Below are 12,107 nucleotides of genomic sequence, written 5' to 3'. Positions count from 1 at the left end.
TTGGTGGTTTGGTGGTGGCGGCTCAGTTCGGGCGACCCACTTCGGGCGGCTCGGTGCGACGGCTCAGTTCGGGCGGTTCAGTGTGGCCGGCTCGGTTCGGGCGGCCCGGTTCGGGCAGCTCAGCGTGGGCGGCTCGGTGCGGGCGGCTAGTCGATGATCAGGATTAGGAGGGTTCTTGGGCCGTGGACTCCTTCTACTCGGTGCAGTTCTATGTCGCTGGTTGCCGAGGGGCCGCTGATCCAGGTCAGCGGAGCGGTTGCATCCACAGTGGACAATGCTTCTGGGACGGTGCCGACTATCTGGTCCGCTCGCACCAGGCAGAGGTGGGTGTCTGGGATGAGGGTCAGGGCTCGGCGGCCCTGTAGTGGACCGGCGTTGAGGATGATGGTGCCGGTTTCGGCTATGGCGGCGGCGCAGCCGGTGAGGACCGCGTCGGTGGTGTCGAGGTCGGCTACTGGGAGCGGTGGGTCGTCTCGCCGGATGACGTAGTTGTCTTGGGGCAGCAAGGCTTCGGGGAAGTCCGCGGGAACGACCAGCGATCGGACGTGGGTTGTCTTGAGCAGGTCGGTGATGGCTGCTGCTACCGGGACCGGGTCGAAGGGGATGAGCGCGGTCGGCCCGCCCGGACCGGCCAGGGTGGGTTGGGCCGTGACTCGGCGGACTCGGGCTTGGTAGTCGGCGGCGCGGGTGGCGAAGAGGGTTGGGATGTCGTCGGTTTCGGGGGTTGTTCGGGTGTAGGTGCGGGGGACGTCGACGGGGGTGCGGTCCGGGCCTAGGGCCGTGCGGATGCGGGAGAGTATTTCCGACTTGGCGTCCACGGGTCAGGGCTCCTCTCGGGTGCGGGACCACCAGTCGCGGAAGGGTTCTGGGGGTGGGGTGGGGGCGTCGCGGGTTTCGGTCCAGCGGGACAGTGGGGGTGGGAGGCGGGTGATGGTTGGTTTGCGGAACAGGAGGCTTGCGACGCGGGCGGTGAGTCGCTGCAGCAGTTCGAGCCTTCGGGTGCGAGCGAAGATCCAGGCGGCCACCTTCATGGCGGTGCGTTCTGGGGATGGGTTGGCGCGGTTGGCGTCCACGACCTTGGCGCGGAGGTGGACGAGGGCCTTCGGTATGTCGATCATGACCGGGCAGACCTCGTAGCAGGCGCCGCAGAGGGTGGAGGCGTAGGGGAGGCTCTTGGCCACCGGGTCGGCGTCCACTCCCCTCAGTTGGGGGGTGAGGATGGCGCCGATGGGGCCGGGGTAGACCGAGCCGTAGGCGTGGCCGCCGGTGCGTTCGTAGACGGGGCAGACGTTCAGGCAGGCCGAGCAGCGGATGCAGCGCAGGGCGTCGCGGCCGATCTCGTCGGCCAGGGCGGCTGTGCGGCCGTTGTCCAGCAGCACCAGGTGGAACTCGCGGGGGCCGTCGCCGGGGGTGGTGCCCCGCCAGATCGTGGTGTAGGGGTTCATGCGCTCGCCGGTGGCCGAGCGCGGGAGGAGTTGGAGCATCACCTCCAGGTCTTGCCAGGTGGGGATGACCTTCTCGATGCCGACGACGCTGATCAGCACCTCCGGCAGGGTGAGGCACATGCGGCCGTTGCCCTCGGACTCCACCACCACGAGCGAGCCCGTCTCGGCCACCGCGAAGTTCGCGCCGGAGATCGCGACGCGGGCGGCGAGGAACTTGCGGCGCAGGTGCTCGCGGGCGGCGCCGGCGAGGGCGACCGGGTCGTCGGTGAGGCCCGGTGGGGCGTCGGGCATCTCGCGCTGGAACAGGTCGCGGATCTGGGACCGGTTGCGGTGGATGGCCGGGACCAGGATGTGCGACGGCCGGTCGTGTCCCAGTTGGACGATCAGCTCGGCCAGGTCGGTCTCGTGCGCGGTGATCCCGGCGGCGGCCAGTGCCTCGTTGAGCTCGATCTCCTGGGTGGCCATGGACTTGACCTTGACCACCTCGTCGGCGGCCGCGGCGCGCACGAGCCCGACCACGATCCGGTTGGCCTCGGCGGCGTCGCGGGCCCAGTGCACGACTCCCCCGGCCGCGGTGACCTGCTCCTCCAGCCTGAGCAGGTGGGTGTCGAGGTCGTGCAGTGCCTGGTCCTTGATGGCGCGGCCCGCCTCGCGCAGCTGCTCCCAGTCAGCGCGCTCGGCGACGACGGCGGCGCGTTTCGCCCGGATCGTGCCCGTCGCCGTGCGCAGGTTGGCGCGCAGCTGCCCGTCGGCCAGCGCGGTGCGCGCGGCCTCGGGGAAGGCGGGCATGCCCATCCACACTCCACTCACGCGTCCGCTCCGTTCGCCAGGATCTCGGCCACGTGCATGACCCGCACCGCCGAGCGGTTGCGGGAGAGGAGGCCGCCGACGTGCATCAGGCAGGAGTTGTCCACCGCGGCCAGCACCTCGGCGCCGGTGTCGACCACGTGCCGGGCCTTGTCCGCGCCCATGGCGACCGAGGTGTCGGCGTTCTTGAGGGCGAAGGTGCCGCCGAAGCCGCAGCACTGCGTCGCCTCCGGTAAGTCCAGCAGGCGCAGGCCGCGGACGGCGCGCAGCAGCGCGGTGGGGCGGTCGGCCAAGCCGAGGACACGCAGGCCGTGGCAGGTCGGGTGGTAGGTGACCCGGTGCGCGAAGGTTGCGCCCACGTCGGTGACGCCCAGGACGTCGACCAGGAACTCGGTGAACTCGCGGACCCGGGGCGCGGTCTCGGCGACGGCCCTGGCCAGGCCCGGGTCGCGGGCGACCTCGGCGACCCGGGGGTGGTGCTCGCGGACCATGGCCACGCAGGACGCCGATGGTGACACCACGTGGTCGAGGTCGGCGAAGTCGGCGGCGAACTTGGCCACCAGCGGGACGCACTCGCGCTGGTAGCCGGTGTTGAAGTGCAGCTGGCCGCAGCAGGTCTGCGACCGGGGGAAGACCACCTCGTGGCCCAACCGCTCCAGCACCCGCACCACGGCGCGCGCCGACGCGGGGAACAGCGTGTCGTTGAAGCAGGTGACGAACAGGCCGATCCGCATCGGTTCCTCCGTTCCGCTCGGGTGGGGACCTTTATCGCACGTCCGGCGGACGCGTGCCGGGAGTTGTCCACAGGGCGAGTTGTCCACAGGGTCGCGGGTCGGGCGCCCACGTGCTCGCCGGTTCCGCCAGAATGGAACGGAAAGTGACCGAGAAGTGGAAGCGGGACCGATGACTGCGCCAGCACAGGGGATCCACCAGCGCATCGCCGAGGAGCTCGGGGTGCGCGAGCGGCAGGTGACCGCGGCCGTCGACCTGCTCGACGGCGGCGCGACGGTGCCGTTCATCGCGCGCTACCGCAAGGAGGCCACCGGCACGCTCGACGACGAGCAGCTGCGCATCCTCGAGGAGCGGTTGCGCTACCTGCGCGAGCTGGAGGAGCGCCGGGCCGCGGTCCTCGACTCGATCCGCGAGCAGGGCAAGCTCGACGACGCGCTCGCCGCGCAGATCATGGCCGCCGACTCCAAGGCGCGGCTGGAGGACATCTACCTGCCGTACAAGCCCAAGCGGCGGACCAAGGCGCAGATCGCCCGCGAGGCGGGCCTGGAGCCGCTCGCCGACCGGCTGATCGGCGACCCGACGCTGGACCCGCGCGCGGTCGCGGCCGGGTTCGTCGACGCCGAGAAGGGCGTCAACGACGCCACCGAGGCCCTCGACGGCGCCCGGTCGATCCTGGTCGAGCGGTTCGCCGAGGACGCCGACCTGATCGGCGAGCTGCGCGAGCGGATGTGGACCAAGGGCGTGCTGGCCGCGAAGGTCCGCGAGGGCAAGGAGACCGACGGCGCGAAGTTCGCCGACTACTTCGACTTCTCCGAGCCGTTCGGCAAGCTGCCCTCGCACCGGATCCTGGCGATGTTCCGCGGCGAGAAGGAGGAGGTCCTCGACCTCACCCTGGACCCCGACCCGGAGGCCGACCCGACCACCCGCGGCGAGTACGAGGCGCGGATCGCCTACCGGTTCGGCGTCGACGACCAGGGCAGGCCCGCCGACCGCTGGCTCTCCGACGTGGTCCGCTGGGCCTGGCGCACCCGCATCGTGGTCCGGCTCGGCATCGACCTGCGCTCCCGGCTGCGCCAGGAGGCCGAGGACGAGGCGGTACGGGTCTTCGCGATGAACCTGCGCGACCTGCTCCTCGCGGCGCCCGCGGGCTCACGCGCGACCATGGGCCTGGACCCGGGCTTCCGCACCGGGGTGAAGGTGGCGGTCGTGGACGCCACCGGCAAGGTGGTCGCCACCGACACGATCTACCCGCACGTGCCCCAGCAGCGCTGGGACGACGCCCTGGTGTCCCTGGCCAGGCTGGCGGCGGCGCACAAGGTCGAGCTGATCGCGATCGGCAACGGCACGGCGTCCCGGGAGACCGACAAGCTCGCCATCGAGCTGATCAAGAAGTGCGCCGACCTCAAGCTCACCAAGATCGTGGTCTCCGAGGCGGGCGCGTCGGTGTACTCGGCATCGGCCTACGCGACCCAGGAACTCCCCGGCCTGGACGTCTCCCTGCGCGGCGCAGTGTCGATCGCCAGGCGCCTGCAGGACCCGCTGGCCGAACTGGTGAAGATCGACCCGAAGTCCATCGGCGTCGGCCAGTACCAGCACGACCTGTCCGAGGTGAAGCTCTCGCGCTCCCTGGACGCGGTCGTCGAGGACTGCGTGAACGGCGTCGGCGTGGACGTGAACACGGCATCGGCACCCCTGCTGACCAGGGTGTCCGGCATCGGCGCGGGCCTGGCGGAGAACATCGTCGCCCACCGCGACGCACACGGCCCCTTCCGCACGCGCAAGGGCCTCAAGGACGTCGCCCGACTCGGCGCCAAGGCCTTCGAACAGTGCGCGGGATTCCTCCGCATCCCGGCGGGCGACGACCCGCTCGACGCCTCCAGCGTGCACCCCGAGGCCTACCCGGTGGTCCGCCGAATCCTCGCCCGCACCGGCGGCGAACTCCCCGCGCTGATCGGCAACTCCGGCAAACTGCGCACCCTGCAAGCCCAGGACTTCGTCGACGAGACCTTCGGCCTCCCCACGGTCACGGATATCCTGACGGAGCTGGAAAAGCCCGGCCGCGACCCCCGCCCAGCGTTCAAGACCGCCACCTTCGCCGACGGCGTCGAGAAGCTGGCAGACCTGCGCCCCGGCATGACACTGGAGGGCGTCGTCACCAACGTCGCCGCCTTCGGGGCCTTCGTGGACATCGGCGTCCACCAGGACGGCCTCGTGCACGTCTCAGCGCTGTCCCGCACATTCGTCAAGGACCCCCGCGACGTCGTGAAGTCGGGCGACGTGGTCAAGGTGAAGGTCCTGGAAATCGACATCCCCCGCAAGCGCATCTCGCTGACCCTGCGCTTGGACGACGAGATCCCCACAGGGACCCCGGGCGAAGGCGGGCAACCGCAGCGGGGTGGCAGGGGTGGTTCCTCGCAGCAGCGCGGTGGTGGTGGTGGTGGACAGCAGCGAGGCGGACAACAGGGGCGCGGCCGCAAGGAGGCACCCGCTAGCGGTTCACTGGCAGATGCCTTGCGAAAGGCTGGATACAAGGAATAGCAACGAATGCGCGGAGACTGCGGGAAGAGCGGGTGACTGAACGCGGGCTGGGCTGGGCTGGGCTGGGCTGGGCTGGGCTGGGCGAGAGTGGCTAACCTGGCTGCTCAGCCGAGCAGCCCGACAGACCGCGCTGAGGGACTGACCGGCGCGGGCTGGGGAGTCGGTGGCCTGGCGAACTGAATGTCGGCTTGGGGACGGCAGGCTGATCGGCTGGCTGGTGGTAGAGCGAGCGTGATCAACTCTGCCTCTGTTGCAGCGCAATGCAATCTCACTCTCGTTGACACCTAACGAATTCCGCGCCCGCTGGAAGGCGACAGGATCCCGGCCCCGCTGGTACGCAACACCCGTTACGTTTGTGCTCGATTGGGTGGACTGCCTTCGTGTGGGGGGAGGCGACCGCTAAACTTGACCTGTGGTGGGGATGCCCTTCTCCCCACGCTTTGTCCCCACGCGGTCGCCTAGGGGCCCCACGCGAAGGCAGTCCAGCCAATCGAGCCCCGCTCTTACTCGGGCAGCTCGTGGGGTGTGCCGCACACCGACCTACGGTCGACCTCGGCGGCGACCCATCGCATGGGCTGCCCGAGGAAAAGATATGGGGCTCGATCTAGTGAACTCGCTTCGTGCGGGGCCCCTAGAGCACCGCGGTGGAGAGAAAAGGGCAGGGTAAGGGCATCCCCACCCACGGCAAGTTTAGCGGCACTCTCCCCCCACACGAAGCGAGTCCACTAGATCGAGCAACCGTAACGGGACTTGCGTTCCAGCCGGGTCGGCCTCACCGCTGCGGTTTGCTGGGGGACGGAACTCGCTTGGGTGACAGCAGGGTTGGCCTATCTGCTGCGGTACCAGCAGGGTCGGGATTCACTTGGGTGCCAGCGGGGCTGGGGTTCTGTCACCGTTCCAGCGGGGTCGGGAGTCTGGTGCGTCTACTTAGGACCTGCCGTAGATCACTGTCCAGTAGTAGTCGCATGGTCCGCCGTCCGCGCGGGAGGTGCCGATGGACTTGGTGGCGCAGGTGTAGGCCGGGGAGTCGTTGAGCAGTGCCGCCATTTCCTCCGCTGTCTTCCGGTTGGCCGCCACCATCGCGCCGATCATCTGCTTGTAGCCTGCCGCGTCCACCCGGTCTCCCAGGGTCGTGCCGCTGGGGGCGGTGAGGCTGGTGTAGTCGGAGCGCATCATGTCCGTGCTGTGGGTTTGGGCGGCGCTGGTCAGCTTGGGGTCGACGCGGAGTGGGGTGCAGCCCTGGGCGGCTCGGCGGTCGTTGATCTTGGCGATCAGTCTGGCCGGCTCGGTGACCGGGGGTTTGGCCACCGGAGGCGCGGCCGGGCGCGGTTGGAGGGAGACCGAGGTCGGGGCCACTGTGGACGGTGTCGCCGCAGTGGTGGTGACGGCCGGGATCTCGGTCGTGGTGGACACGGTCGGGGTCGGGCGGGCGGTTTCCGGGGGGATGCTGTTGTGCGGGATCAGCGACCAGAGCACCGTGAGGGCGAGAGTGAGTCCGAGGGTCACCGCGGTCTTGCGCACCAGGTGCCTGCTCGGGTCCACCAAGGCCCAGGCCGCGTTGTCCGCGCGTGGCGTTGTCGCTCGGGTGGCCGCCGTCAGCAGCACGGCCAGCACGCCCAGCGGTGCGGTGAGCCTGCCCGCCAGGTCGCGGCAGTCCGGGCAGCGGCGCAGGTGGCGGTCCACACTGGCGCGTTGGGCCCTGGACAGCGTCTTCGGTCGGTCGGGGACCAAGCCCGCCAAGCGCTTGCAGCGGCGTGGGTTGCGGGCCAGCAGCAACATCCGGACCGCGTGGCCCAGGGCGGATCGGGCGCGGTGGGCCAGGACGGCGGCGTGTGAGGTCTGGACGTCGAGGGCGTGGGCGAGCTCCGCTGTGCTCACTTCGTCGCGGACGGTGAGTTCGAGGATCGCCAGTTGCCTCGGCTCCAACGACGCCGCTGCGTCCCAGACCAGTTTGGCCGCCTCGTGGGCGTCGGCGGCGTCCTGTGGGGACTCTCCCGATGCCACTACCTCCGGCATCTCCGCCAGCAGGACTGGGCCACCGCGGCGGATGTGATCCAGGGCACCACGGTGGGCGATGGTGAACAGCCACGGGCGGAAGCGGTCTGCCTCGCGCAGTGACGACAGGTTTCGCAAAGCACTGACGAAAGCCTCTTGCGCCAAGTCCTCGGCCAGGTGTCCGTCACCGACGAGCCTGGTCAGGAAGCTGGTGATCGGGTCGCGGTAGCGGTCGTAGAGCTGCGAGAACGCCTCGTCCTCGCCGGCGCGGGTGCGCTTGACGAGGTCGGCGTCGGGGGGATCGCTGGGCTGCACAGCCGCCTCCGCGGAGATTTTTCGCGTCTGGTTCGGCCTCAGACCGTAATCCCCCGCGCAACCCCTCCGTCCAACTGGCGTAGGCAACAACCGGCCGAAGGGATTCCTGATCGTGAAAGCTCGACGCCGTCTGGCCGTGCTGGCCGCCGCCGCCATCGGTTCCGCGCTCACCGCCGGGGCGTTGACGCTGGGCTCGCCCGGTCCGGCGGACCCGTCCCCCGCGGCGGCGGCGCTCGCCCTGCGTGACCTCGCCGCGCCGGGGACCAGGTCCGCGACCGCGTCGTTGGACCCGGCGAGTGCCACGGCGACGACCACCACGGCGGACTCCATACCCGCCGAGTCGACTCCGGCCGAGCCCATACCCGTGGCGGCGGAGGTGGCGGCCACCTCTACCAAACCGAAGCCCACCACCACGACGACCAAGCCCAAGCCGACGACGACCACCACGACGAAGGTCCCGGGTGCCTCCGCCGAGGAGCAGAAGGTCCTGGAGCTGGTCAACGCCCGGCGGGCCGAGGCTGGGTGCAAGCCGTTGCGGTGGAACGACAAGCTCGGCACCGCGGCGCGCAAGCACAGCGCCGACATGGCCGCCAACAACTACTTCAGCCACACCTCGCAGGACGGGCGCTCGCCGTTCGACCGGATCCGCGCCGAGGGGTACACCAAGGGCGGCGGCGAGAACATCGCCGCCGGTCAGGGCACCCCGGAGGCCGTGATGACCTCGTGGATGAACAGCGCGGGGCACAAGGCGAACATCCTCAACTGCAAGTTCGGCGAGCTCGGCGTCGGCGTGGCCAAGGGCGGCAGCTACCGGATCTACTGGACGCAGACCTTCGGCTACGCCTGAGACCCGCGCAACAGCTCGACGACCTCCGGGTGCCCTCCGTGCTCGGCCCAGCCGAGCGGGGTGGCGCCGTACTCCCCGTCCACTGAGGACGGATCGGCGCCGAGGTCGAGCAAGGCCTGCACCAGCGGTAGGTCCCCCCGTACCGCCGCCTGGTGCAGCGCGGTGTGCCTGGCCGAGGCGTTGACATCCCAACCCGCCTCGACCAGCAGCCGCACCGCCCGCACGCGGCCCCGCCCGGCCGCGTGCAGGACGGCCAGTGGCTCCCGGTCCCGTGCCCGCTGCAGGAGACCGGGAGCCGCGGCCGCCAGGGCGTCGGCGTCACCGCGCAGGGCCGCCGCCACGACCAGCACCTCGTCGTCGAGCTCGACCGCCCGCGCACCTGCGCCGCGCAGGCGGTCCGCGATCTCGGTGTTCCCCGATCGGATGGCCAGTTCCAGCGCACCGCGTCCCGCGTGCGCCGGGTGGCCGGGGAAGTCCGCGTCCGGGTCGACACCGTGGTCGAGCAGGAGCTCGACCCGCGCGCGCTGGTCGTGGGCGGCGGCCCACAGCAGGACGTCGTGCAGCATCCGCGCGGGCGAGCCGCCCCACGGCCCGCCGTCGCCGGTGCCGAGGCCGAACTCGAAGAGCAGCCGCAGGTGGCTGTCGTCGTCGGTGAACATCCGGTTGTACAGCGCTTGGCCGTCGTTGGGGTCGGCGCCCGCGCGCAGCAGCAACCGGGCCAGCGGCTGCTCGTGCGGGTGGCGCGGCTGGTCGCCCTCTCCCCCGCCGAACGCGCCGGTCAGCGCGGTGAACGCCGGGGTCAGGCCCTGCCAGAGGAAGCCGGAGTCCGGGTCGGCGCCCGCGTCGAGCAGCAGCCCGGCGACCACGACCGGGTTGCCGCGGTCGAGGCGCGCGTAAGCCAGGTACAGCAACGGTTCCCAGTCGAACGGCCCACCAGGGCGCACCGCGGCACCCGGGTCGCGGTCGAGCCAGGCGCGCGTCGCCTCGACGTCGCCGAGCACGACCGCGGTGAGCAGCGAAGGGGGTTCGGCGGGCACCAGGTCGGCGGCGCGGGCGCGCCGTTCGGGGCTGTCGGCGCCGTAGGTCAGGCAGGCGTGCGCGAGGAACTCGGCCTCCCGGTCGGCGAACTCGGTGACCAGGTGCGGCGAACGGGCGCGGTCGGCGGCGCGCGGCGTGGGCATGCCGCCAAGCTACCCGCGCTCAGTCGCCGGAGGAGGTGACCCGCAGCCGGGTGTTCATGCCGTTGGCGTCGATCACCCGCGACACCGCCTCGGACACGTCGACCAGCCGCAGCCAGCCGCCGGTGCGCTCGAGCCTGCGCTGGGCGGCGAGCAGCGCGTTGAGCCCGGCGCAGCCGAAGAACTCCGCGTCCGACAGGTCGACGATCAGCCCGGGTCGCGGGGTGCGCTGCTCGGCGACCGCGCCGAGCAGGAAGCGCTCCAGGATGCCCGCGGCGACCAGGTCGACCTCACCGCCGATGGCCACCAGCACCACCCCGGGCGCGGGCGGGGCGTCCAACCGAAGATCCACCACACCCCCACCCGCACGGAACCGACCACCGCACGCTACCCGCGGTGGCCGGTCCGTGACGACCCACGAACGGGTTACTCAGCCGAAGCGGCCGTGCACGTAGTCGGCGGTGCGCGGGTCGACCGGCGCCTCGAAGATCTGCTGGGTCAGCCCGGACTCCACGATCACCCCCGGTATGCCCTGCTCGGCCAGGAAGAACGCGCACTGCTGGGAGACCCGGGCCGCCTGCTGCATGTTGTGCGTGACGATGATGATCGTCACCTCGTGCGCGAGCTCGGCGATGGTCTGCTCGATGCGCCGGGTGGAGGTCGGGTCCAGCGCCGAGCACGGCTCGTCCATCAGCAGCACCTTGGGCCGCACCGCCAGCGAGCGGGCGATGCACAGCCGCTGCTGCTGCCCACCGGAGAGCGCGCCGCCGGGCTGGCGCAGCCGGTCGCGGACCTCGTTCCACAGCCCCGCCTTGGCCAGGCACTGCTCGACCAGGCTGTCCTTCTCCGCGCGGCTCGCCTTGGTGCCGGTCAGCTTCAGGCCCGCGACCACGTTGTCGTAGATGGACATGGCCGGGAACGGGTTCGGCTTCTGGAAGACCATGCCGATCTGCTTGCGCGCGTCGGTCAGCTTGCGCGCGGGGTCGTAGATGTCCTGGCCGGACAGCAGGACCTCACCGGCCAGGCTCGCGCCGGGGATCAGCTCGTGCATCCGGTTGAGGGTGCGCAGGAAGGTCGACTTGCCGCAGCCGGACGGGCCGATCAGCGCGGTGACCGAGCCGCCGGGCATCAGCAGGGAGACCCGGTCGAGCACCTTGCGGTCGCCGAACCAGGCCGAGATCGACCGCGCGTCCAGCTGCGCGAGGTCGGTGGGCACCGGCAGCGCGACGGTGTCGCCGGGCTGGGTGATCTGGGTGGTCATCGCGGCCTCCGGGCTCACATCAGGTTGGGCAGCAGGGCGGCGGCCTGGTCGGCCAGGGTCACACCGAGCACGCCGAGGACCGGGATCCCGATCACCCAGGCGTGCCAGCGGCCGACCCGCTGCCGCACGTAGACCACGGCCACCGCGGCCGCGGCCAGGATCAGCGTCCACAACGCGATCGGCACCAGCGCGGACTCATCGCCCGCCATCGCCCGCTCGTCGTCGGGCACCGCGAACGCGGGCACCGAGCCCGGGCGCTCGCGCACCTCGGTGGTCAGCGTCGCGTCGACCCGGAGCACGTCGGTGGGCAGGAAGAACGAGCCGTCGGCGGTGGCCAGGGTGAGCCTGCCCTTCCCGGCGCCGGGGGCGGGCCGCTCCTTGTCGTTGGCCCGGCGCACCCCCTGCACCGAGTACCGGCTCTCGCCCTGGCCGGTGGTGACGATGATCAGGTCGCCGGAGCGCAGCATGTCGATCATGGCGAACGGTCCGCCGTAGGCCGCCTTGCGGCCGTAGATCACGCTGGTACCCGGCTGCCCGGGCAGCGGGGTGTTGCGCACGTGGCCGGGACCGGACTTGAGCGTGCGCGCGGAGGTCCCCTCGCTCACGACCTCCTGGATCCCGAACCGCGGGATCTCCAGGATGGCCACCGGGGTGCCGCTCGCCAGCAGCCTGCCGTCGGCGAGACCGCCGACCGGCGCGACCGCGTTGGCCAGCCGCGCGCGGAAGTCGGTGTAGGCGGTGTTCTGGTCGCGCTCGTGCTTGAGCGCGCCGAACAGGACCAGCTGCGCGACGAAGCACAGCAGGACCGCGCCCAGGATCCCGAGCATCTGGCCCGCCAGCACCAGACCCGAGCGCTCCGGCGGGGCGGCGGGCGGCGGCAGCGGGTCCGGCGCGAGCGGCGGGGCTGGCTGGTCGAGCACGGTCACCCGGGTGTCCTTTCCCTCGGACGCCGCGTGCGCCGGGGCGGTGCCGCCCCGGCGCACGCGGTC

Annotated in this window: 10 protein-coding genes; 2 read left to right on the top strand and 8 right to left on the bottom strand. The window is 71.3% G+C overall.

What is annotated here, in order from left to right:
* Positions 1–146: 146 nt before the first annotated feature.
* The 3 genes from QSK30_RS22785 to QSK30_RS22775 are packed head-to-tail and all read right to left on the bottom strand — an operon-like array spanning position 147 to position 2,986.
* Positions 147–818, bottom strand: a complete 672-nt coding sequence (locus QSK30_RS22785; RefSeq protein WP_285505648.1) for a LutC/YkgG family protein — start codon at positions 816–818, stop codon at positions 147–149.
* A gap of 3 nt (positions 819–821) precedes the next feature.
* On the bottom strand, positions 822–2,240 hold the full coding sequence (locus QSK30_RS22780; RefSeq protein ID WP_285505725.1) for a LutB/LldF family L-lactate oxidation iron-sulfur protein: 1,419 nt from the start codon (positions 2,238–2,240) through the stop codon (positions 822–824).
* Positions 2,241–2,251: 11 nt separating this feature from the next.
* The gene (locus QSK30_RS22775) at positions 2,252–2,986 is read right to left on the bottom strand and encodes a (Fe-S)-binding protein (protein WP_285505646.1); all 735 of its coding nucleotides are present in this window, start codon (positions 2,984–2,986) and stop codon (positions 2,252–2,254) included.
* A gap of 169 nt (positions 2,987–3,155) precedes the next feature.
* On the opposite strand from QSK30_RS22775, the gene QSK30_RS22770 reads away from it, so the two are divergent.
* Positions 3,156–5,522: a Tex family protein gene (locus QSK30_RS22770; protein ID WP_285505644.1), complete on the top strand. Its 2,367-nt coding sequence runs from the start codon at positions 3,156–3,158 to the stop codon at positions 5,520–5,522.
* Between the two features lie 927 nt (positions 5,523–6,449).
* On the opposite strand, the gene QSK30_RS22765 is transcribed toward QSK30_RS22770, so the two are convergent.
* Positions 6,450–7,832 carry a sigma-70 family RNA polymerase sigma factor gene (locus QSK30_RS22765; RefSeq protein ID WP_285505643.1) on the bottom strand — a complete coding sequence of 461 codons (1,383 nt, stop codon included), beginning with the start codon at positions 7,830–7,832 and terminating at the stop codon, positions 6,450–6,452.
* A gap of 112 nt (positions 7,833–7,944) precedes the next feature.
* On the opposite strand from QSK30_RS22765, the gene QSK30_RS22760 reads away from it, so the two are divergent.
* Entirely contained in the window at positions 7,945–8,679 is a 735-nt protein-coding gene (locus QSK30_RS22760; RefSeq protein WP_285505641.1) for a CAP domain-containing protein, read from the top strand.
* Here QSK30_RS22760 and QSK30_RS22755 read toward each other — a convergent pair.
* The 4 genes from QSK30_RS22755 to QSK30_RS22740 all read right to left on the bottom strand — a co-directional run bounded on the left by QSK30_RS22755 (position 8,670) and on the right by QSK30_RS22740 (position 12,101).
* Positions 8,670–9,860: an ankyrin repeat domain-containing protein gene (locus QSK30_RS22755; RefSeq protein ID WP_285505639.1), complete on the bottom strand. Its 1,191-nt coding sequence runs from the start codon at positions 9,858–9,860 to the stop codon at positions 8,670–8,672. The two genes, QSK30_RS22760 and QSK30_RS22755, sit on opposite strands and share 10 nt — an antisense overlap.
* 19 nt (positions 9,861–9,879) lie before the next feature.
* Positions 9,880–10,209 (bottom strand): STAS domain-containing protein, encoded by a 330-nt coding sequence (locus tag QSK30_RS22750; RefSeq protein ID WP_285505637.1) that lies wholly within the window; start codon positions 10,207–10,209, stop codon positions 9,880–9,882.
* 78 nt (positions 10,210–10,287) lie between these two features.
* Positions 10,288–11,118, bottom strand: a complete 831-nt coding sequence (locus QSK30_RS22745; protein ID WP_285505636.1) for a phosphate ABC transporter ATP-binding protein — start codon at positions 11,116–11,118, stop codon at positions 10,288–10,290.
* 14 nt (positions 11,119–11,132) lie between these two features.
* Positions 11,133–12,101, bottom strand: a complete 969-nt coding sequence (locus tag QSK30_RS22740; RefSeq protein WP_285505635.1) for a sortase — start codon at positions 12,099–12,101, stop codon at positions 11,133–11,135.
* Positions 12,102–12,107: the final 6 nt, after the last annotated feature.

It is taken from the genome of Actinokineospora sp. NBRC 105648, from assembly GCF_030269645.1.
Classification (GTDB): Bacteria; Actinomycetota; Actinomycetes; order Mycobacteriales; family Pseudonocardiaceae; genus Actinokineospora.
Note: the sequence above shows the minus strand (reverse complement) of the source record. Positions and strands in the feature narration are given on the sequence as shown.